The sequence below is a fragment of the Sphingomonas sp. P3_C6 genome, assembly GCF_056402595.1.
The window spans coordinates 1-20,143 of record NZ_JBFUHB010000029.1 but is presented as its reverse complement, the minus strand read 5'-3'; the positions used below and the strand labels follow the sequence as shown (position 1 = coordinate 20,143).

The window sequence follows — 20,143 nt, the reverse complement described above, 5'->3', positions numbered from 1 at the left end:
CAATATCCGATTGCTTTGGTAGGTGAAACTTCTCTTGTGGGCCTCCATGACCGATGTTGTGCCCGGACGATTGATGTCCGGGATGAAACGGGCCTATAGGCTCGCCGTCCTCCCCCACGGAAACGAGGTTTCCCCCACGTGGCCAAAGCCCCTGCTGCTCGCAAAGCCGAGCCCCTGACGCCCAATCGTGAGCGTCCCGACGAACCCCAGCCTTACAAGGCGACCAAGGAAGAGCTGCTTGAATTCTACAAGCAGATGCTGCTCATCCGCCGCTTCGAAGAGAAGGCGGGTCAGCTTTACGGCCTCGGCCTGATCGGTGGCTTCTGCCATCTCTATATCGGCCAGGAAGCCGTCGCGGTCGGCCTTCAGTCGGCGCTGACCGACAAGGACAGCGTCATCACCGGCTATCGCGACCATGGCCATATGCTGCTGTGCGGGATCCCGCCGCAGGACGTGATGGCCGAGCTCACGGGGCGCCAGGCCGGCATCTCGAAGGGCAAGGGCGGTTCGATGCACATGTTCAGCGTCGAACATAAATTCTATGGTGGCCATGGCATTGTCGGCGCCCAGGTGTCGCTCGGCACGGGGCTCGCCTTCAGCCACAAATACAAGGGTGATGGCGGCGTGTGCCTCGCTTATTTCGGCGATGGCGCGGCCAACCAGGGCCAGGTGTATGAAAGCTTCAACATGGCCGAGCTGTGGAAGCTGCCGGTCATCTACGTCATCGAGAACAACCAGTACGCCATGGGTACGAGCGTCAACCGCTCGTCGGCCGAGGACCAGCTCTATCGCCGCGGCGAGAGCTTCCGCATCCCGGGCATCCAGGTCGATGGCATGGACGTGCTCGCCTGCCGCGGTGCGGCCGAAGAGGCGCTGGCCTGGGTCCGCGCCGGCAAAGGCCCGATCATCCTCGAGATGAAGACCTACCGGTACCGCGGTCATTCGATGTCCGACCCGGCCAAATATCGCAGCCGCGAAGAGGTCCAGGCCGTTCGCGACAAGTCCGATCCGATCGAGCATGTGAAGAAGCTGCTCGAAGAGCTCGGCGCGAAGGAAGACGAGTTCAAGAAGGTCGATCAGGAGATCCGCAAGGTCGTGAACGAAGCCGCCGATTTCGCCGAACAGACGCCTGAACCGGAGCCAGCCGAGCTCTACACCGACGTGCTGGTGGAGAAATACTGATGGCGATCGAGATCAAGATGCCGGCGCTTTCCCCGACGATGGAGGAAGGCACGCTCGCCAAATGGCTCGTCAAGGAAGGCGACACGGTCAAGTCCGGCGACATCATGGCCGAGATCGAGACCGACAAGGCGACAATGGAGTTCGAAGCGGTCGACGAAGGTACGATCGGCAAGATACTGGTCGCCGAGGGCACCGATAACGTGAAGGTCGGCACCGTCATCGCGACGCTGAATGCCGAGGGTGAAGAGGCGGCGCCTGCCGCTGCGCCCGCGCCGGCGCCGGCCGAGGCCGAGGCGCCTGCCGCTGCCGAGGCTGCGCCTGCTGCTTCCGACGGGGAAGATGACGGTGCCGCGACGCCCGAGCCGCTCAAGATCAAGACCAGTGCGCCCGAGCCGGAAGTCCCGGCAGGTACCGAATTGGTGAAGATCACCCTGCGCGAGGCGCTGCGCGATGCGATGGCCGAGGAGATGCGCAAGGACGACCGCGTCTTCGTGATGGGCGAGGAAGTCGCGCAATATCAGGGTGCCTACAAGGTGACCCAAGGCCTGCTCGACGAGTTCGGCGACAAGCGCGTGATCGACACGCCGATCACCGAATATGGCTTTGCCGGCGTCGGCACGGGCGCGGCGATGGGCGGCCTTCGCCCGATCGTCGAGTTCATGACGTTCAACTTCGCAATGCAAGCGATCGACCACATCATCAACTCTGCCGCTAAGACCAACTACATGTCGGGCGGCCAGATGCGCTGCCCGATCGTTTTTCGTGGGCCGAACGGCGCAGCGTCGCGCGTTGGTGCGCAGCATTCGCAGAATTACGGCCCATGGTACGCCAGCGTGCCGGGCCTGATCGTGATCGCGCCCTATGACGCGGCCGACGCCAAGGGCTTGCTCAAGGCGGCGATCCGCAGCGAGGATCCGGTCGTGTTCCTCGAGAACGAGCTTCTTTACGGCCGCACATTCGAAGTGCCGGCGCTCGATGACTACGTCCTGCCGATCGGCAAGGCGCGGATCATGCGCGAGGGCAAGGACGTGACGATCGTCAGCTATTCGATCGGCGTGGGTCTTGCGCTCGACGCTGCCGAGGCTCTGGCGGGCGAAGGCATCGATGCGGAGGTGATCGACCTTCGTACGCTGCGTCCGCTCGACAAGGAAACGGTGCTCAAGAGCCTCAAGAAGACCAACCGCATGGTGGTGGTCGAAGAGGGCTGGGCGACCTGCTCGATCAGCTCGGAGATCGTCGCGATCGCGATGGAGGAAGGGTTCGACGACCTCGACGCACCGGTGCTCCGCGTGACCAACGAGGACGTGCCGCTGCCCTATGCCGCCAATCTCGAAAAGCTGGCGCTGATCAACGCCGACAAGATCGTCGCAGCGGTGAAGAAGGTGACCTACCGGTAAACTCGCCTATGCCGGAGGCGGGGTCGACACCTCGCCTCCGTATCATAGATGGTATTGCAGAGCCGCATCCGGCGATGCGAACAGCGCCTCTTTTGGCGGCAACTGGCCTCCAGTTATTATTGCACCAGTCTGGCTGACTGGAGGGCCGTGGAGAACAGCTGCTGCAGGGCAGTGGTAATGTTGTCATTGGCTGTGACGGTCTGGACTAGCGGCGAACCGTTGGTGCCGGACGATGCGCAGCTCTGCAGTCCGGTCAGAACCTGATCGCTGCTTCCCGCACCGCCTGCGGGGTATGGCGAGGGAGGAGCCGGCAGAAACGGGGCGACGTTCGACTGCGACCAGCTGTCCCCGGCGAGCGACTCCGGCAGGTATTGCGTATAGAGGATGGCGATCTTGATGCCCTTGGCCTTGATGGCCGTGCATTGGGTCAGGTCGCTAGTCCTCATCGGTCCGAAATAGCGACCGCCTCCGTTCGGCTGGTCCAGCATGCCATCGGTAATGATGAACAGTATCTTTTGTGGTGTCGCTCCGGGAGCGCCCGTTCCTGCAGTGGGGATGACGTTGTTCATAGCCGTGAGCATGTTGGTAACTTCGGTGGATTTGTCGTCGTTGTTGGTGCCGTTGGTCGGTTGCGAATTCTGCCACCAGTAATCGTCGGCCGGGAACAAGGAGGCTGCCGAAAAGCCGCTGCCGTACGAAGCGACGTTTGTCAGGCTATTGAGCGTCTTGACGGGCGAATTGCCGCCAGGCCGCGTCCAGTCAAAAGAAAACATCTGCGCCTGGTAAGTGACATGGTATTGGGCAGCCTGGTTGGAAGCGAACGGGATCAGTTGCGTCGCAGCCGAAACGACCTCGTCCTTGCGCAGGACAATGGTTGAAGGGCCGCCGTAGAGTTGCCCGTAGTTGTGCGTGAGCCAGTACCCGTCGGCCCAGTATCCGGTGTCATAGGCCGTATTGGTCGTGGTGGCGCTCCCCGTGGACGTAGTGATTGTAGAGGCGCCGCCGCTGGCGGGTGTGGTCACCGTTTTGGTGGTCGGCGTCGACGTCACCTTTTTGTAGATGATAGCAGCTGGACCATTGGCGTTCTCGGTGACTGTGTAGGTAGTGACCGACACGGTGGTCACTGTGGTATCGATATTCTTAGTGCTGGTCCCGCTTCCGGACGTCGTCCTCGTCGGTCCCGAGACAGACGTCGAGGAGGAGGTCATGAGGGTCCCTGAGCTATCGTAGAGCAGATTGGCCGCTTGATCCCACCGATAATAGACATTTTTCGTCGCTGAACCGGAGGTGTAATAGCCCGCTGATAAGAGTATATGACGAGTTTGCGTATCTCTTATGTAGATGGCGTCACCTTTCGGTATTTGCGCGTGACACGCGAAGGCGCAGCCGTTCGGCTTCTGGGGCGACTTGGTCGCCGCGATGATCTTGCTGATACCATCGGAAGTGGCTGGCAGTAGCATCGAAGGCGAATTGTCCATCGCCAGGTAAAAATCGACGTTGGGCGGTTGAGCGGCACTTGCCGTGGATGTTCCGTTCACCGTCAGGGTGCTGGCCCCCAGAATCCCGCCAAACACGTTGATCGACTTGACCGTGTAGCTGACGGTAGCCTTTCGAAGGTAGCCGAGAGCGCCGCTGCTCCCGGAGGTCCCGTCCACAACCGTAGGGGTTACCTGCAGATCCTGGTAACCGGTCAGCATGGCGGCCTGCGCGTTGAACATGGCCGTCGCGGCAGCGGTCGATGTGCTGTTCGATTGAAGGATCATCGAGGGTGCGACGGCCGCCAGCGCCGCAGCGTCGGCAGCGGCGTTCAAATGAGTCCGGAGGCTCATCGCACGAGAATAATCGATGCCGAACCCGACTGCGAAGGTCAGCGGAATGATCGCAAACGCCGTTATCATCAGGACGCCGCCCCTGCGATCGGCTTTTAGCCGGGCAACGAGCCTGACCAATCCGGCCGAAGACCTGAATGAGAGGAACTTCTTCATCGTATAAGCACCTAGTAAAGGCGGGGAACCATGTAGATGGTGTGAGACAAGGTCGTGGTCTGGATAGGAATAAAGCCGACCACCGGGGTGAAGTTGTAGGTGATCTTGCCCATATACAGCCAACCCCCGGCTGTGCCGACCTGGGTCTTCGTGCTGGTACCCGGAGCAAGGTTCCCGCATACATTAGAGTTGTCCGGCGAGGTCGGCACCATCGTAGAGGTGATCATGTTGCTTGGGATGGAGACGACGTTGTTGGCCGACTGCGCCTCATTCGTCGGGAGCGTGCCCGCTATTTGGTTTGAGGTGGTGGGCGTAACGACGCTGCCATCGACATTCTGCGTCTGGGCCTGCGTCCAGACCACATAGGCATGCGTCGCATCGCAGACCCTTATCAGCGAAATTTGCTGCGTCGCGTTATTGAGCTTGTAAGGCCAGAGGACGACGCCGCTGGCGCTGAGGTACGATCTCGCACTGGCACTCTGGGGGTCGTTGTAGATGATCGTGGGAGACATGGTTCGGCTGGCGAGGTCGACCAGTGAACGGGTCGCGACGGTGACCTTGCGGTTGCAGGCGAGCATATCCGACAAACAGCATCCGCCCAGGTATAGCAGCAGAAGCACCGGCAGGCAGATCGCGAACTCGACGATCACAGCGCCGCGCGAGTCCTGCGCGAAGCGCTTCAGCACGAGGTCTGCGACGCGCTGCATGAATAGTCCTCTGTCGTGAACACTGAGGTTGCCACGAGTTTGCGATTGGAATTGGGCTGGTCGACCATGTTCAGACCGAGCGGCCCCTTTCCGGTAGGCCACAGGTAGATAAGTTGCAGGACGATGATGCGGTTTTTACCGTTGCCGTTCGACTGGTAATTGTAGCCCGTGCCTGTCGAGGTAAGTACGCCATTACTGTCGTAGGTGAATGTCGGCGAAGCTGTGTTGGCTACGTTGTAGGCATTGGCGGTCGTAACGTTGACCGTGAGGCGAGAACAGGAGAGCATCGGTGGCAATAGCGGGCGAATAGTGATGGCCTGGCCACTCGCTCCCGTGCCGGAAGTGCCATTGCATATGGCATTCTTGAAGTCGCTCGCTGACATGCCGACGTGCCCGTTGCCCAGTTGCAGCGTTTGAGCCGAGCCGGTCAGCAACAGGCGTCCTGCGCTCTCGGCCGCAGTCTGCAGCATTTGTTGCGCCAGGTAGATGAGCATCGTGTACAAAATCGCGAGCAGCAGCGCGAGGAAGGCCGGCCCGACTATGGCGAACTCCAAGGTGGCCGTGCCCTCACGGTTCTTCCACAGGCTCGTGCGAGATCGGCGCGCCCCTTTCGGTGCACAAATGATAGTGCGCAAAATCGCCACGCGAGGCCTCCTTGAGGTTATTCTCCACGGTCGGCGTTCAGATTTGGTAAACGGCCCGTAGCGACTGGCAGCGGGGTAATTGGCGCGCTCGGGCCTGCCGCACTCGACTTGCCACCGCATTGTCATCGGTTTTCCAGATGTCGTGCCTATTGCCGCACGACACGCGTGAGTGTCACAGGCAGGTTGCAGTCGTGTATTCGTGATGTACATCCAGCTGATGTCGATACCGCCAACAAAGAGCCGGGCACGCCGGATCAGCGCTGCCGCCGTAAGCGCAAGGGATTGCTTCGGGCGTTCCGATCGAATGCGCTCATGACACACGTGGCATCGCCAGGTCCGTCTTTCCCGCAGGCATTTACCTGCTCCACCTCGCAGGACCAATCTCCGGGCAGCCGTCAACGGGATAGCGAGATAGTCCCGCTTCAGGCGGCAAGGGTGTCGCGAAGGTTACCGTTGCCGCGTCCAAGTTGTTCATCATGAACGGCATGACCCAGAGCGATGATCCAGAGGCTGATCTCGTACTACAATATTCGCCCGAGGCGGCGCGGCCGGGTGTGCAGGCCCTGCTTCGGCTAGATACGAGTCTCGCCCAGATTCTCCGCACCACGCGTGAGCCGATGGTCGGGCAGATGCGGCTGACCTGGTGGCATGAGGCGCTGACCAGGCTCGACAATGCCCCGGCGCCCGCCGAACCCGTGTTGCAGGCACTGGCGCGCGACGTGATCCCGAACGGGGTGTCGGGCGGCCGGCTTGCCTCGATGATCGACGGCTGGGAGGAACTGCTCGAAGCCGAGCTCGATGAGGAGGCGATCGTGCGGCATGCGGCGCGGCGTGGCGGAACATTGTTCGAGATCGCCGGTGCCCTGCTCGGCGCGACGGAGTCCGATCCGCTTGCCATAGCGGGAGAGGGGTGGGCGCTTGCCGACCTGTCGCGCCATCTGAGCGATCGGGCGACGGCCGAATGGGCGCTGGCGCGAGCCGCCGCGCCGCTCGAACTGGCGACGCGTGCCCGCTGGAGCCGGCAGGCCAGGCCATTGGGGGCGATGGCGCATCTTGCGCGGATGAACCTGAGCGTCGCGTTCGATCAACCCGTGCCGGTCGGTGCGCCGCGCCGTGTCGCACGCATGCTGCTTCATCGGTTGACCGGTCGTTAGGCGGCTTTCCCAGGCCAGGGAAAGACGATAGCTCTTGCCTGTTCGGAACGGGAGGAGTGTGGGCATGTGGCGTTATGTCGTGGGCGGGGCGTCGGCACTGCTGTTGGCCGGTGCGGGCGTGATGCTGTCGACCAGCAAGGCGCGGCCGCCTTCGCCATTGGCCGCCCGGCCTGCCGCAACTGCCGCACAGGACGATCCGCTTCCGGCCGAGGTGCCCGAGGCAAGTGAGCGGACCCGTGAGCAGAAGCGCTTCGACCGCTACGACAAGGATCGCGACGCGCTGGTGACGCGCGACGAATATCTCGCCCAGCGCCGCAAGGCCTATGCAAAGCTCGACACCAACCATGACGGTCAGCTCTCGTTCGACGAATGGGCGGTGAAGACGACCACTAAATTCGCGGTGGCCGACAAGGACAAATCCGGCGGGATGACCCCAGCGGAATTCCTGACCACCGCGCCGAAGCGGTCGGTCAAGCGCAAGCCGAACTGCCCGCCGGCACCCGCGCCGCGCGAGGACGAGGATGTCTGATCTCCAACAAAGCCGCTGATCGGAGGGTTTTGTTTTTTCTTCCGCTGTTATGTTGGATTTCCGGTGCAGAATCTCCATTTATTTTCAATGCCTTAGGCTGCGTATTCCCTGTTCCGTGTAACAGCGGAAAATTGCGCGGCAAAAGCCGCTGATAAAGCGCAAATTGCCCGGATTTTCCGCTGTTCGCCGGCGATGAAATTCCAGCATATCAGTCATGAGAAAGAGCCGGCCGGAACGCGTGAAGCATGCCGGCCGCTCCAACTGCCATGATCCTCGTCATGTTGAATCAGGCATAGCTGACGATCTCATATTCGATCCGGTCATGGTCGAAGAAATAGAAGCGCCGGCCGGGCTCGTAATCGCCGTGCGAAAAGGGTTCGAGCCCGGCGGCCACCACCCGCCGTTCGATCTCGTCCAGGTCGTCGACCACGATGGCGACATGGTTGAGCGGCTCGCCCTTGGGGAAGTCTTCCCAGGCGGGCGTTCCCGCGGGCGGGGTGTAGAGGGCGATATAGAAGCGGTCGTCGCCGGCATGGATCGTGCGACCGCCGTCGCGCGAAGGGCCCATCCAGCGGACCTTCCAGCCGAACAGGTCGAGCAGCAACCTGGCCGAGCGCTCCGGCTCGCGGACCGTGAGATTGACGTGCTCGATGAAGGGAGTGGGCATGCATGTCGTCCTTTTGTTGACCGTCATGCACGACCTGATGCAACCTCAACCTAAGTTGAGGTCAAGCATTATTTCGGAGGTTGGGATGGGACGCGGTGACGAACTGCTGCCGATCGGCGAACTGGCGGCGCGCACCGGCCTGTCGGTGTCGGCGATCCGGTTCTACGAGGCGAAGGGGCTGGTGCAGGCGCTGCGCACCAGCGGCGGGCAGCGGCGTTTCCTGCGGTCCGATATCCGCCGGCTGTCCTTTGCACTGATCGCGCAGCAGCTCGGTTTCACCATCCACCAGATCGTTACGGAGTTGGACAAGCTGCCCCAGGGGCGCACGCCGAGCGCAGCCGACTGGCGGCGGATCAGCGCTACCTTCAAGAAGGCGCTCGACGCCCGGATCGCGGCCTTGCAGCGGACGCGCGCGGTGCTGGACGCGTGCATCGGCTGTGGGTGCCTGTCGCTGAAGAAATGTGCGTTATACAATCGGGACGACCGGGCCGGCCTGTCCGGTGCGGGCCCGCGTTTTGCACTGGGGTAGCACGTCCTGGCCGCGACTTGCGGCGTTGGTGGTTAGTCGATCGCCAGCAACGCGCCGATTGCCGAGGGGGCGTCGTCGTTAGCCTGCCGACATGGCTGAAACGAACGAAGTGAGCCTCACGTCAGGCGGCTCTTTGCCCGCATGGTCCAGCCGATCACTGCACCTCCGGCGATCAGGACGATATCGACTGCCCAGGCGACCGGATCCGCGCCGGACCGCAATACCATGTGCAATAGCCCGGTCGCCGCCAAGATCGCTCCCGTGGCAAGCCTAAGCGACGCGGACAGGCGCGGCGCGGTCAGCCAGATCGCGGCGGCCAGTGCGGCCAGGGTCGCGCCGCCCCAGACGGCGATCAGCAGAGCGACCGCGATGCCGTTTCCGGCCGTCACCGCCACCAGTGCTGCCAGGGAAAGCGCCGCGGGTTGCCCCCAGACGACGCCCGCCCAGACCCGCTCCAGCCGGGGCGCGGGACGGCGCTTGTCGCGGCGCCGGGCAAGCCAGATGGTCACGCCGCCTGCGGCCAGATAACTCAGCGCGAGGCCGAGCAGGGCATAGGCGACCTTGACGATGCCGCCGCCGAACCAGCCGAAATGCAGCTTGCCGATCGAGGCAAGGATGCTCTCCCCCAGATTATTGTCGGCAGAGCGCCGGTCCGAATAGATCCGGCCATCGTGACGAAAGGCGTAGGCGTCGACATTGGAGAGCCGCTTGCCGGCCCGTTCGACGTTGAACATCGCAGCACCGCCCCGTTCGGTCGGATGCTCGAGCAGGATCAGGTCGATCCGCCCGTCGGGCGCGCGGCGCGCGACCTCGGCGAACATCGGCGCGAGCTTCATGACCGGGGCAGGGCGGGGATCTTCCTTGGGCTCGGCGGGGACGAACAGTGCGTAGACCTTGCCGACATCGCCCTGGAACAGCGCGAAGCCGAGCACGCCAACGATCAGGGTCGTCAGCCCGAGCAGGGCGCCGGTCAGTGATACGAGCACATGGAAGGGCAGCGCCCAGACGCCCAGCCGGTTGTGCAGGTCGGCCTCCTGCAAGCGCCGGGCACCGCCGAGGCGCAGGTGGAATGCATCGCGGAAGATGCGCGGATGCGCGAGCACGCCCGAAATGAGCGACGACAGAAGCGCCACGCCGGTCAGCCCGACGAGGAAGAGGCCCCAGGTGCGCGGCAAGTGCAGGTTGATGTGGAGCCGGGTGAGGAATTCGGTCCAGGGCGTGCCGGCGTCGGCGGTCAGCGTACCGTCGGCATCGGCAATCCAGGCGCGGTCGCCCTTGCCGGTTTCGAGGCTGATATGGAGGCGCGGCAGATCGGGGCTGGGCAACTGGATATAGCCATGACCGATCCCGCTGCCGCCTAGCGCGACCGCTGCGGCCAGCGCGCGCTGCACGGCCTCTGGAGAAGCGCGTTCGACACGCGGTGCGCCGGCCTGTTCCCATCGTTCGAACTCGTGCGCGAACACCGCGACGCTGCCGGTAAGGCAGACGAGATAGATGATCGCCGCAAAGGCGAGGCCGAGCGCACTATGCCCCTTTAGCACCGCGCGGACAAAATCCGCCGGCACGCGCGACAGGAGCGGCTTGCGGGCCGATGGCATGGTCTTGCTCATGCGAACCCCTTGAGAATGGCGAGGCCGAAGCCGGCGATCGTTGTTCCGACCAGTACGGCAGTGGCGCGCAGGATTCGGTTGTCGGCGAGTGTCCATGCCATCGCACCGCCCCACAGAACCGGCACGATCAGCGCGCCGATGAGCAGGCGGGTCTGCGGCGCGCCGGGAACCCAGACCGAATAACAGATGCCGACCGCCAGCGCCGCGATCATGCCGATCGGGCCGGCGAGCAGCCAGCGCAGGGTGGTCTGCCAGCGCGTACTGGCGCGTTCATAGGGTTCGGGGGCGAGGCTTTCGGCGCCCCCGGCCCGGCCGGCCTTCACCGCCCGCACCGTCGCGCCGGTTGCCACCACGACAAGGGCAGCGATCGAGACCAGCGCGAGCGCGACGAATGGGCCGCGCACGCTTCCCAGTATCCAGGCCGGCCACAACAGAGTCGCGAAGATCACGACCCAGCCGAGCCATCGCGAGCGCGCGCCCTCGTCACCGCGCGCGCGCCAGGCCCGGCGGAGCAGCCACGCCCCGAGCCCGCCGCCCGCAAGGATCGGCCCACCCGCGAGCAGGGCGTCGCTCACCACTTCACGTCAGCGGCGAGGCCGAACACCCGCGGATTGCCGAGTACCGCCTGCGGATAATTCCGCGGGCCATATTGGACATAATCCTCGTCGAGCAGGTTGCTGGCAAAGGCCGACAGGCTCCATTTGCCCATGTCATAGGCGATTCGGGCATTGACCAAGGTGCGCCCGGCGATCTTCGTATCGGACTGCGGCACGCTCGCCTCGGCGAACACCGAACTCCGGTGATTGGCGTTCACGTTGAGCTTCACCCGGTCGAGGAAGCGCGCGTTGAACCCGCCCGAGACAGTCCAGTGCGGCGCATAGCCGAATTCGAGGCCCGACAGATCGGTGAAGGTGCCGACATCGACCTTGAACTCGTCGAATTTGGTACGGACATGGCCGAGCGATGCGTACCAGTCGAAATTCGGGCTGATGCGGTGCGCCGCTTCGATCTCGAAGCCATAGAGGTGCGACTTGCCGGCGTTCACCGTGTGCGTGTCGTACAGGTTGAGGCCGAAATTGACGCTGGTCTGCTGGTTGGTCCAGTCGACGTAGAAAGCGTTCGCATTGACCGTCAGCGCGCCGTCGAGCCAGGCGGTGCGCAGCGACAGTTCATAGTTCCAGGTATATTCCGGATCATAGGCGAAGGTCTGCGACCGCGCGGTGTTGGTGCTCGATCCGCCCGAGCGATAGCCGCGCTGCGCAGTGAAGGCGGTGCGGATGTCGTCGGTCCAGGCCATTTCGATGCCGGCCTTGGGCAGGAAGGCGTTGAACGTCCGGTCGATCGCGACCGCCGAGCCGCTCGCCTGGGCGACGATGCCAGCGACGCCGGCATTGATGCCGGAGACGGCGAGGAACAGCGGCGATCCGGACGGGCCATAGGCGGCGGGATTGGGATAGGTGCCGGCGAAGGTCGTCACCTGATCGACCGCAACGCGGTTCTTCTCATGATCGTAACGGAAGCCCGCGATCAGCGAGAGCCGGTCGGTCAGCTTGAAGTGGCCGTCACCGAAAAGAGCCATCGTCTGGACCCGGCCGGTCGAATCGGCGGCATAGTTCACTGGAATCATCGGCAGCGCCTGAGCATAGAGCGCCGCGAGACCGTTGGCCGTCGCGGCATCCAGGCCGTTGCCCTGGAGCAGGGCAGAGATCGTGGCGACCGGCGTCGGCACACCGACCAGGCTGGTCGAATCCATCTCCTGGTCGCGGTTGTAATAGAAGGCGCCGAGCAGGCCGCTGAAACGGTCGCCTTCATAGTTCAGCCGGACTTCCTGGGTGAAGGTCTTGTAGCGGTTGCGTTGCTGAAAGGCGCCTTTGTCGGCGGCGGTGCCGTCATTGTCGTAGCGATTATGCTCGCGCACATCGTTGTACGAGGTGACGCCAGTCACCGCGAAGCCGCCGCCGACGTCGTAGCGCAGGTCGAGCGTGCCGATATCGGTATTGGAGCGGCTGTCGTTCGGCACGTTCGACGTGTTGATGCGGTTCTCGAAATAGTTCGGAACGGTGATGTCGGTATAGCTGAACGGATACCCGCCATAGCGATGGTAATGGTTGTAGCCGAGCCGCGCCTCGAAGCCGGGCAGGGATGTGGGCGTCCAGAGCAGCTTGCCGCGCAGGTTGATCGAATCGAGCGGATTCTCGTTGGTCTTGCGCGTCGGGTTCCAGGTGAAGCCGTCGGCATCGCGCTTTTCGCCGGACAGGCGGAAGGCGAGCTCGCCCGGTGCGATCGGTCCGCCGATCGCCGCCGCGAACTGCGATTCATCGGCATCGCTGTACTGGGCGCGGGCACGGACATCCCAGCTCTGGGTCGGCTCGTTCGTTTGCACGATCACCGCGCCGGCCAGGGCGTTCAGGCCCTGAAGCGTCGACTGGGGGCCGCGCAGGATCTCGACCTGCGCCACGTCCCACATGTCGGTCGGCGCGGCCTGGAGCACGTTCGCCGGCAGCGGCGCGCCATCGACATAGACGGTGGAGAGCGCCGCGTCGCCGCCGCCGCTGATCCCGCGATTGGCGATGCCGCGGATGGTGAAACCGGATGTGCCATACGTCTCGGTGACGTTGGCGGTTCGCTGATAGACGTCCTGCAGCGAGAGGATATTCTCTTCGGCGATACGGCGCGGGGTGGTGACGGCGACGCTGGTCGTCGTCTCCTGAAGTGTGCGTTCGGCTTTTTCGCCGGTGACGATGATGTCGTCGCCGATATCCTGGTCAGCCGATTGGGCAAGCGCCTGGCTGCTCCACGCGAACGCTGTCAGGCTGGCGGCAATCGATAAAGTCTTACGCATATACGTCCCCTTTGGCTCGGCGACCGGCTAAAGGTGCAGCTATTGCGAGTCAATCGCATTCGCAATAGTTAGAGGAGGCGTCGCGACTGTCGTGAACTGCGTGTATTATTATTGCAATACACTGCGCCGCCCTCTACCCGTTGCCCCCGAGCCATGGGAGTGGGCGATGACCGGGCAGACGATCGCGAGGGTGGATGAGCCGGACGGCGCGCCGCGGATTGCCGTGCTCGATATCCTGCGCGGCGTCGCGATCCTCGGCATCCTGTTCATGAACGTGAACGATATGGGCGCCTCGTTCCGTGCCGGCGAGGATGTGCGGCATTTCGGCTGGACGCCGATCGACCAGGTCGCCTGGTGGCTGCGCGAGATATTCGCCAACGGTACCGCGCGCTGCCTGCTCGAAATGCTGTTCGGCGCGGGCATGGTGATCCTCACCGGCCGCGCGGTGGAAGCGGCAGGGCGGTGGGAGGTCATGCGACGCTATTATTGGCGGAACATCGTGCTGGTCGCGTTCGGCCTGGTGCACATGTTCATCCTGCTCTGGGGCGGCGACATTCTGCATACCTATGGCCTGGCGGCGCTGGTGGTGTTCTGGCTTCGCAGGCTTGCGCCACGCTGGCTGATGTCGATCGGGCTGGTCATGGCCGTGATGCAGCTCGGCGGCGCAGGCTATTTCGGCTATTATCAGGCCAACCAGCAGCGCGCGGACGTCGCCGAGTTGCGGGCACAGCGCGACGCCGGTCGAGCGCTGAGCAGCGCGGACAAGGCGACTCTGGCCAAGGCGGCGGAACATGAGGCCAAGCGGGCGAAGGCCGTCGCCGAGCGCAAGGCCGAGATCGACCGGGAAGATGCCGACCGGTCCAGCACGACGAAACGCTGGGTGACCGAACAGATCCGGATGAGCGCCGAGCGCCTGTTCGGGGTCGGCGAGCTGTTCGCGATCTGGGAATCGGCGAGCGTGATGCTGATCGGTGCCGCGCTGTTCAAGCTCGGTATCCTGCAGGGCGAACGGTCGCGGCGCTTCTACTGGCGGATGACGGTCGCCGCCTATCTGGTCGGCGGATCGCTGCGCATCCTGGGCGCGGACGAGATCATGCGGTTCGACGACGCGCCGCATATCAGTTGGGCGACTCAGGAGATCGCGCGGCTGGCGATGACGCTCGGCCATGTCGGGCTGGTCAACCTGCTGGTGTCGAGCACGTTAGGGGCCTGGCTCATGCGACCTTTCGTTGCCGCGGGGCGCACGGCGCTTTCCCTCTATGTGCTGCAGACGATCATCTGCCTGTGGGTGCTGTATCCACCCTTCGCGCTGGCGCTGTATGGCACGCAGGGCTGGGCGGCGATGATGGGCGTGTCGCTGGTGATCGATATCGGGCTGTTGTTCCTGGCCAATGCCTATGTCCGCCATTTCCGCATCGCGCCGGTGGAATGGGCGTGGCGGTCGATCGTGGAGGGGCGGCGGCGGCCGTTTCGCAAGGTCGTGGGGTAGGCGCGTGATATGGCCAGCCCGGCATTGCGCGGTGCCGTGGTTGAACTCTAGGACCTTGTCATGACGACACCTATCCAACGCTGCGCCTGGGCCGGCAACGATCCGCAGATGCGCGCCTATCACGACCAGGAATGGGGCGTGCCCGAGCGTGACAGCCGGGCGCTGTGGGAGAAGCTGATGCTCGATGGCTTCCAGGCGGGGCTCGCCTGGATCACCATCCTGCGCAAGCGCGATGCTTTCCGTGAGGCGTTCAAGGGGTTCGATCCCGAGGTCGTCGCGACCTTTGGTGAGGCGGATGTCGAGCGGCTGCTCGGGGATGCGCGGATCGTACGGTCGCGGTCCAAGATCGAGGCGACGATCGGCAATGCGAAAGCCTATCTTGCGATGCTCGATGCGGGTGAGGATTTCTCCGAATTCGTCTGGGGCATGGCGGGCGGTCAGCCGATCATCGGCGACGGCGTGCACCTGCCGGTGAAGTCGCCCTTGTCGGAAGAGATGTCGAAGGCGTTGAAGAAGCGCGGATTCAAGTTCGTCGGACCGGTGATCGTCTATGCCTGGATGGAGGCGGTGGGAATCATCGACGACCATGCGGCGGGGTGTTTCCGGCGGGCGGGGTGAACTCACCCGTCATGCCGGACTTGTTCCGGCATCCATCGTGCGGCGGGCGCTGCCCTTGCCGACAGAGGCCTGCGCTTGCGGAGGAATGGGCTCCGGAACGGCTCCGGGGGACGCAGTGACTGGGGCAGGCGCTGGCCGTGCATCCGCTCAATCCGATACCGATCTTTCGCTGGTAGCTGGCCCCTTTACGACACTGGCACACCCCGCAATAAGCGACGGCATGCGCCCGCATTCGTCGGGCTTTTAGCTTATCGGAACTGGAGATGATCGATGCCGAAATCCTGGCTGCTGGCGGGCGTGATGCTCGCGGCACTGGCGACTCCTGCAATGGCTGCTGAACCCGGCGCAGCGGCCGCCCTGGCAATGCCCGCCGATGCGGCACAGAAGCTTACCCTGCAGCGCGTGTTCTCGAGCCCGGACCTTGCCGGCCTTGCCGGCGCGCAGCCGCGGGCGTTGAAGGCGTTGAAGCTGTCGCCGGACGGGACCCTGCTCACCTCGCTCAAGCCGCGGCCCGATGACAGGGACCGGCTCGACCTGTGGGCGCTCGATACGAAGACCGGCAAGGAACGCATGCTGGTCGATTCCAAGAAGGTCGGCACCGGCGCCGAATTGTCCGAAGCCGAGAAGATGCAGCGCGAGCGCGCGCGCATCGGTGGCACGCGCGGCATCGTCGACTATGATTGGGCGCCCGACGGCAAGTCGATCCTGGTACCGCTCGATGGCGATCTTTACCTCGCCACGCTGGACGGCAAGGTCTCGCGCCTGACCAACACGACCGATGGCGAACTGAACCCGGTGATCAGCCCCAAGGGCGGGTTCGTCAGCTTCGTGCGCGACCAGAATCTCTTCGTCCAGCCACTCGGTGGCGGTGAGGCGAAGCAGGTGACCACGACCGGGGCGGGCACGGTGCACTGGGGCGAGGCCGAGTTCGTCGCGCAGGAGGAAATGGATCGCACCACCGGTTACTGGTGGTCGCCGACCGACGCGCGCATCGCTGTCGAGCGGTTCGACGAGGCGCCGGTGGGCATCGTGACGCGGGCGGCGATCGGCGCCGACGGCACCAAGGTCTATAACCAGCGCTATCCCGCCGCCGGCACGCCGAACGTTCTGGTCGAGCTGTATGTGATGAACGCCGATGGCACCGGCCAGGTGAAAGTCGACCTGGGCAGCAACCCCGATATTTACCTCGCCCGGGTCGACTGGACGCCCGATGGCCAGACCCTGCTCGTCCAGCGCGAGAGCCGGGACCAGAAGACGCTCGATGTGTTGAAGGTCGATCCGGCGACGGGCAGGAGCAGCATATTGTTCACCGAGAAATCGGGCGAGCGGAGCTGGATCAACCTGTCAGATGCCTATTGGCCGATGAAGGACGGCAGCCTGATCTGGCGGTCGGAGCGGGACGGCTATGGCCATCTCTATCGCTTCGCCAAGGGCAAGTGGACTCAGCTGACCAAGGGCGAATGGACCGTTCAGTCGCTCAACGGTGTGGACGAGGCCAAGGGGCGGATCTTTTTCACCGGCAACAAGGACGGCGCGCTCGAGCAGCATGTCTATTCGGTCGACATCGCCCGGCCGAACGTCGTCACCCGGCTGACCGAGCTGGGCTGGTGGAACAATGGCAAGATGGACCGGGCGGCGAGCCGGCTGATCGTCACGCGCTCCAACCCGACCCAGCCGCCGCAGACCTTCCTCGCCGATGCGGGCGGCAAGCGCATCGCCTGGGTCAACGAGAATGCCGTCGTGCCGGGGCATCCCTATTATCCCTATCTCGCCAATCATCAGGCCAAGACGTTCGGTAGCTTCAAGGCGGCTGACGGCACGACGCTGTGGTACGAGATGATCACGCCGACGCTTGAGCCCGGCAAGAAATACCCGGTATTCTTCGAACATTATGGTGGGCCTGGCACCGGCCAGCAGGTTACGCGCGCGTGGCAGAGCCCGTTGGCGCAGTACGTGGTCAGCCGAGGCTATGTATATTTCCGCATCGACAATCGCGGGTCGAACAATCGCGGCAAGGCATTCGAGGACCATATCTACCGCGCGATGGGCACGGTCGAGGTCGAGGACCAACTGACCGCGGCGAAATGGATCAAGACCCAGCCGTTCGTCGATCCGGCGAAGGTCGCGACCTATGGCTGGTCCTATGGCGGCTATATGACCCTGAAGATGCTGGAGGCGAATCCGGGCGTCTATGCGGCTGGCATTTCAGGCGCGCCGGTGACGAAGTGGGAGCTTTACGACACCCATTATACCGAGCGGTACATGGGCGACCCGAAGAAGGACGCCAAGGCCTATGCCGCGTCGGATGCGATCGACGACGCAGCGAAGATCAAGGACCCGCTGCTGCTGATCCACGGCATGGCCGACGACAATGTCGTGCTCGACAATTCGACCGCCTTTGCCGCGAAGATGCAGGCGCAGAACGTGCCGTTCCAGATGATGTTCTATCCCGGCAAGACCCATAGCGCGGGAAAGGACGTGCATGTCTGGACGACGATCTTCGATTTCCTAGACGAAAAGCTCGGGAAATAGGCTGCATCGCCCGGGGTGGAGTCAAGGGAGAAGTCTCCGCCCCGGGCAATGAGGACGACAGCGATTATTCGCCAAAGGCGCGGCGAGTTTAAGCTCCCGCGACCGCTGTCATCAAATTTGTCTGACTGGGGATAGTAATTGACCCCCTGCACTTTATTGCAAGGGGAGTCCGAACCATTATCGCTGCATTATTCGTGACGGTGCCGACATAATATCGGATATCGGAGAATATTGATTGCGGGCAAATAATGATTGTGCAGCGCGCGGCTTGCCGGCGAAACCAAAATCAGCCGGACAATCTCGCGGCACACCAAGCGAGGCTGGTGCGCGGGACATAAAAACTCGCTTCCATTCGACGGCGCGACGCCTACATGGCGTTGCCCGCCGAACAGGCGCAATTTTTGGAAAGATCGATATGGGATACCGGATAGTAGTCGCTGGCGCGACGGGGAATGTCGGGCGCGAGATGCTCAACATCCTGGCTGAGCGCGAGTTTCCGGCGGACGAGATCGCCGTCGTCGCATCGTCGCGGTCGCAGGGCGACATGGTCGACTATGGCGATACCGGTAAGCAGTTCAAGGTACAGAATATCGACCATTTCGATCCCACCGGCTGGGACATGGCGCTGTTCGCGATCGGATCCGAGGCTACCAAGATCCACGCTCCGCGTTTCGCCGCGGCCGGCTGCACGGTGATCGACAATTCGTCGCTCTACCGGATGGATCCGGACGTGCCGCTCATCGTGCCCGAGGTTAATCCCGAGGCGATCAGCGGCTATACCAAGAAGAACATCATCGCGAACCCGAACTGCTCGACCGCGCAGATGGTCGTGGCGCTGAAGCCGCTGCATGATATCGCGCGGATCAAGCGCGTGGTCGTTGCGACCTATCAGTCGGTGTCCGGCGCGGGCAAGGCCGGCATGGACGAGCTGTTCGAGCAGAGCCGCAACATCTTCGTCGGCGATCCGGCCGAGCCGAAGAAGTTCACCAAGCAGATCGCGTTCAACGTGATCCCCCACATCGACAGCTTCCTGGACGACGGTTCGACCAAGGAAGAGTGGAAGATGGTGGTCGAGACAAAGAAGATCCTCGATCCGAAGATCAAGGTTCACGCCACGTGCGTGCGCGTACCGGTGTTCGTCGGCCATTCGGAAGCGATCAACATCGAGTTCGAGGACGAGATTTCGGCCGAGCAGGCGCAGAAGGTTCTGCGCGAGGCGCCTGGGGTCATGCTGATCGACAAGCGGGAGGACGGCGGATACGTCACCCCGATCGAATGCGTCGGCGAATATGCGACCTTCATCAGCCGCGTCCGCGAGGACCCGACGGTCGAGAACGGTCTGGCTCTGTGGTGCGTATCCGACAATCTCCGCAAGGGGGCTGCGTTGAACGCGGTGCAGATCGCCGAGCTGCTCGGCCGCCGCCACCTGCAAAAGGCCGCATGAGCCAGTGATCGAGGGCGGCTGCCGCTGTGGCGCGTGTCGATACACGCTGGCCATGGAGCAGCTGCCCCCGGTCTATTGCTGCCACTGCGTCGACTGCCAGACCTGGTCGGGCAGCGCCTTCACCGAACAGGGTGTCGTGCGCGAGGATGCGATTAAGGCGAGCGGGCCGATCGTCGACTATCGTTTCACCAGTCCGAGCGGTTCTGAATCGCATCAGCGGCTGTGCGGGACATGCCACACCCGGTTGTGGAACACGAATAACGCACGGCCGGGCATCGCGGTGGTGCGGGCCGGCACGCTCGATGCGAGTGATACGCTGGCGCCGAAGCTGCATATCTGGGTGAAGCGCAAGCAGCCCTGGGTCGTACTGGGCGACAATATTCCCGTGTTCGAGGAAGGCGCACCGCCGGCTGAGTTCGCCGCGATCCTCATGCGCTAGCACTCTCGTCATGCCGGACTTGTTCCGGCATCCATTGTGCCGGTGGCGTTGCGGGCAATCTTTCGCTGAGCCGTGACAACAAGCTCCGCCACGTTATCGGACGCGGTGCGATGGGGCTCGGAACATGTCGGTGGTTATTTTCTTCCAACATGTACTGCTCCCCGGCGAAGGCCCTAGGACGTTCACACATCTTGCGGTTCGGTGTTCGATCTGATTCCGTTGAGGGGTTTGATCGGAGGGCAAGTGATGAAGTCAGGGCTGGGCTGTTTTGGGGACCTGCGCCTTCAAAAAGGGGGGCGTTTTTGCTGGGTCGGTTGGTGGGCACCGGCGCGGCGCGGGTACGGGTACGCTCGCTTGGTGGGAGCCGTGCTGGAG

17 protein-coding genes are annotated in these 20,143 nt (G+C 63.3%); 10 read left to right on the top strand and 7 right to left on the bottom strand.

Going from position 1 to position 20,143, the window contains the following annotated elements:
- Nucleotides 1–138 precede the first annotated feature (138 nt).
- Both pdhA and AC1DT7_RS20380 read left to right on the top strand, forming a co-directional pair.
- Nucleotides 139–1,182, top strand: coding sequence for a pyruvate dehydrogenase (acetyl-transferring) E1 component subunit alpha (gene pdhA, locus AC1DT7_RS20385; RefSeq protein WP_478038013.1), 1,044 nt, complete (start codon nt 139–141; stop codon nt 1,180–1,182).
- A complete protein-coding gene (locus AC1DT7_RS20380) occupies nt 1,182–2,579 on the top strand; it encodes a pyruvate dehydrogenase complex E1 component subunit beta (protein WP_478038012.1) in 1,398 nt (465 codons plus the stop codon). The genes pdhA and AC1DT7_RS20380 overlap by 1 nt, the downstream gene beginning before the upstream one ends.
- A gap of 116 nt (nt 2,580–2,695) precedes the next feature.
- Here the strand turns inward: AC1DT7_RS20380 and AC1DT7_RS20375 are convergent, their stop codons facing one another.
- From AC1DT7_RS20375 to AC1DT7_RS20365, 3 genes are read right to left on the bottom strand one after another with little or no spacing between them, the layout of a single operon-like run.
- Complete coding sequence (locus AC1DT7_RS20375; protein ID WP_478038011.1) at nt 2,696–4,564, bottom strand: TadE/TadG family type IV pilus assembly protein; 1,869 nt, start codon at nt 4,562–4,564, stop codon at nt 2,696–2,698.
- Nucleotides 4,565–4,575: 11 nt separating this feature from the next.
- Nucleotides 4,576–5,271 (bottom strand): TadE/TadG family type IV pilus assembly protein, encoded by a 696-nt coding sequence (locus tag AC1DT7_RS20370; RefSeq protein ID WP_478038010.1) that lies wholly within the window; start codon nt 5,269–5,271, stop codon nt 4,576–4,578.
- Nucleotides 5,244–5,915 (bottom strand): TadE/TadG family type IV pilus assembly protein, encoded by a 672-nt coding sequence (locus tag AC1DT7_RS20365; protein WP_478038009.1) that lies wholly within the window; start codon nt 5,913–5,915, stop codon nt 5,244–5,246. The genes AC1DT7_RS20370 and AC1DT7_RS20365 overlap by 28 nt, the downstream gene beginning before the upstream one ends.
- A 476-nt stretch (nt 5,916–6,391) precedes the next feature.
- On the opposite strand from AC1DT7_RS20365, the gene AC1DT7_RS20360 reads away from it, so the two are divergent.
- Nucleotides 6,392–7,069: a squalene/phytoene synthase family protein gene (locus tag AC1DT7_RS20360; RefSeq protein ID WP_478038008.1), complete on the top strand. Its 678-nt coding sequence runs from the start codon at nt 6,392–6,394 to the stop codon at nt 7,067–7,069.
- 64 nt (nt 7,070–7,133) lie between these two features.
- Nucleotides 7,134–7,598, top strand: coding sequence for an EF-hand domain-containing protein (locus AC1DT7_RS20355; RefSeq protein ID WP_478038007.1), 465 nt, complete (start codon nt 7,134–7,136; stop codon nt 7,596–7,598).
- Nucleotides 7,599–7,884: 286 nt separating this feature from the next.
- On the opposite strand, the gene AC1DT7_RS20350 is transcribed toward AC1DT7_RS20355, so the two are convergent.
- A complete protein-coding gene (locus AC1DT7_RS20350; protein ID WP_478038006.1) occupies nt 7,885–8,265 on the bottom strand; it encodes a VOC family protein in 381 nt (126 codons plus the stop codon).
- A gap of 85 nt (nt 8,266–8,350) precedes the next feature.
- Here AC1DT7_RS20350 and soxR point away from each other — a divergent pair, with 85 nt between their 5' ends.
- Nucleotides 8,351–8,794 carry a redox-sensitive transcriptional activator SoxR gene (gene soxR / locus AC1DT7_RS20345; RefSeq protein ID WP_478038005.1) on the top strand — a complete coding sequence of 148 codons (444 nt, stop codon included), beginning with the start codon at nt 8,351–8,353 and terminating at the stop codon, nt 8,792–8,794.
- A gap of 116 nt (nt 8,795–8,910) precedes the next feature.
- On the opposite strand, the gene AC1DT7_RS20340 is transcribed toward soxR, so the two are convergent.
- The 3 genes from AC1DT7_RS20340 to AC1DT7_RS20330 are packed head-to-tail and all read right to left on the bottom strand — an operon-like array spanning nt 8,911 to nt 13,246.
- A complete protein-coding gene (locus tag AC1DT7_RS20340) occupies nt 8,911–10,404 on the bottom strand; it encodes a PepSY-associated TM helix domain-containing protein (RefSeq protein ID WP_478038004.1) in 1,494 nt (497 codons plus the stop codon).
- Complete coding sequence (locus AC1DT7_RS20335; RefSeq protein ID WP_478038003.1) at nt 10,401–10,979, bottom strand: hypothetical protein; 579 nt, start codon at nt 10,977–10,979, stop codon at nt 10,401–10,403. Before AC1DT7_RS20335 ends, AC1DT7_RS20340 begins: the two co-directional genes overlap by 4 nt.
- The gene (locus tag AC1DT7_RS20330; protein ID WP_478038002.1) at nt 10,976–13,246 is read right to left on the bottom strand and encodes a TonB-dependent receptor; all 2,271 of its coding nucleotides are present in this window, start codon (nt 13,244–13,246) and stop codon (nt 10,976–10,978) included. Before AC1DT7_RS20330 ends, AC1DT7_RS20335 begins: the two co-directional genes overlap by 4 nt.
- Before the next feature lie 166 nt (nt 13,247–13,412).
- Here AC1DT7_RS20330 and AC1DT7_RS20325 point away from each other — a divergent pair, with 166 nt between their 5' ends.
- From AC1DT7_RS20325 to AC1DT7_RS20305, 5 genes are all read left to right on the top strand, one after another.
- Nucleotides 13,413–14,735 carry a DUF418 domain-containing protein gene (locus AC1DT7_RS20325; RefSeq protein WP_478038001.1) on the top strand — a complete coding sequence of 441 codons (1,323 nt, stop codon included), beginning with the start codon at nt 13,413–13,415 and terminating at the stop codon, nt 14,733–14,735.
- A 60-nt stretch (nt 14,736–14,795) separates the two neighbouring features.
- Nucleotides 14,796–15,353, top strand: coding sequence for a DNA-3-methyladenine glycosylase I (locus AC1DT7_RS20320; RefSeq protein WP_478038000.1), 558 nt, complete (start codon nt 14,796–14,798; stop codon nt 15,351–15,353).
- Between the two features lie 270 nt (nt 15,354–15,623).
- Complete coding sequence (locus AC1DT7_RS20315; protein WP_478037999.1) at nt 15,624–17,885, top strand: S9 family peptidase; 2,262 nt, start codon at nt 15,624–15,626, stop codon at nt 17,883–17,885.
- Nucleotides 17,886–18,300: 415 nt separating this feature from the next.
- Nucleotides 18,301–19,329 (top strand): aspartate-semialdehyde dehydrogenase, encoded by a 1,029-nt coding sequence (locus AC1DT7_RS20310; protein WP_478037998.1) that lies wholly within the window; start codon nt 18,301–18,303, stop codon nt 19,327–19,329.
- A gap of 4 nt (nt 19,330–19,333) precedes the next feature.
- A complete protein-coding gene (locus AC1DT7_RS20305) occupies nt 19,334–19,768 on the top strand; it encodes a GFA family protein (protein ID WP_478037997.1) in 435 nt (144 codons plus the stop codon).
- Nucleotides 19,769–20,143: the final 375 nt, after the last annotated feature.

Bases quoted from the DNA above. Each gene is read 5' to 3' on its own strand.
- AC1DT7_RS20380 (WP_478038012.1), top strand. From the start codon at position 1,182: ATGGCGATCGAGATCAAGATGCCGGCGCTTTCCCCGACGATGGAGGAA.
- AC1DT7_RS20375 (WP_478038011.1), bottom strand. From the start codon at position 4,564: ATGAAGAAGTTCCTCTCATTCAGGTCTTCGGCCGGATTGGTCAGGCTC.
- AC1DT7_RS20370 (WP_478038010.1), bottom strand. From the start codon at position 5,271: ATGCAGCGCGTCGCAGACCTCGTGCTGAAGCGCTTCGCGCAGGACTCG.
- AC1DT7_RS20360 (WP_478038008.1), top strand. From the start codon at position 6,392: ATGAACGGCATGACCCAGAGCGATGATCCAGAGGCTGATCTCGTACTA.
- AC1DT7_RS20355 (WP_478038007.1), top strand. From the start codon at position 7,134: ATGTGGCGTTATGTCGTGGGCGGGGCGTCGGCACTGCTGTTGGCCGGT.
- AC1DT7_RS20350 (WP_478038006.1), bottom strand. From the start codon at position 8,265: ATGCCCACTCCCTTCATCGAGCACGTCAATCTCACGGTCCGCGAGCCG.
- soxR (WP_478038005.1), top strand. From the start codon at position 8,351: ATGGGACGCGGTGACGAACTGCTGCCGATCGGCGAACTGGCGGCGCGC.
- AC1DT7_RS20340 (WP_478038004.1), bottom strand. From the start codon at position 10,404: ATGAGCAAGACCATGCCATCGGCCCGCAAGCCGCTCCTGTCGCGCGTG.
- AC1DT7_RS20330 (WP_478038002.1), bottom strand. From the start codon at position 13,246: ATGCGTAAGACTTTATCGATTGCCGCCAGCCTGACAGCGTTCGCGTGG.
- AC1DT7_RS20325 (WP_478038001.1), top strand. From the start codon at position 13,413: ATGACCGGGCAGACGATCGCGAGGGTGGATGAGCCGGACGGCGCGCCG.
- AC1DT7_RS20320 (WP_478038000.1), top strand. From the start codon at position 14,796: ATGACGACACCTATCCAACGCTGCGCCTGGGCCGGCAACGATCCGCAG.
- AC1DT7_RS20315 (WP_478037999.1), top strand. From the start codon at position 15,624: ATGCCGAAATCCTGGCTGCTGGCGGGCGTGATGCTCGCGGCACTGGCG.
- AC1DT7_RS20310 (WP_478037998.1), top strand. From the start codon at position 18,301: ATGGGATACCGGATAGTAGTCGCTGGCGCGACGGGGAATGTCGGGCGC.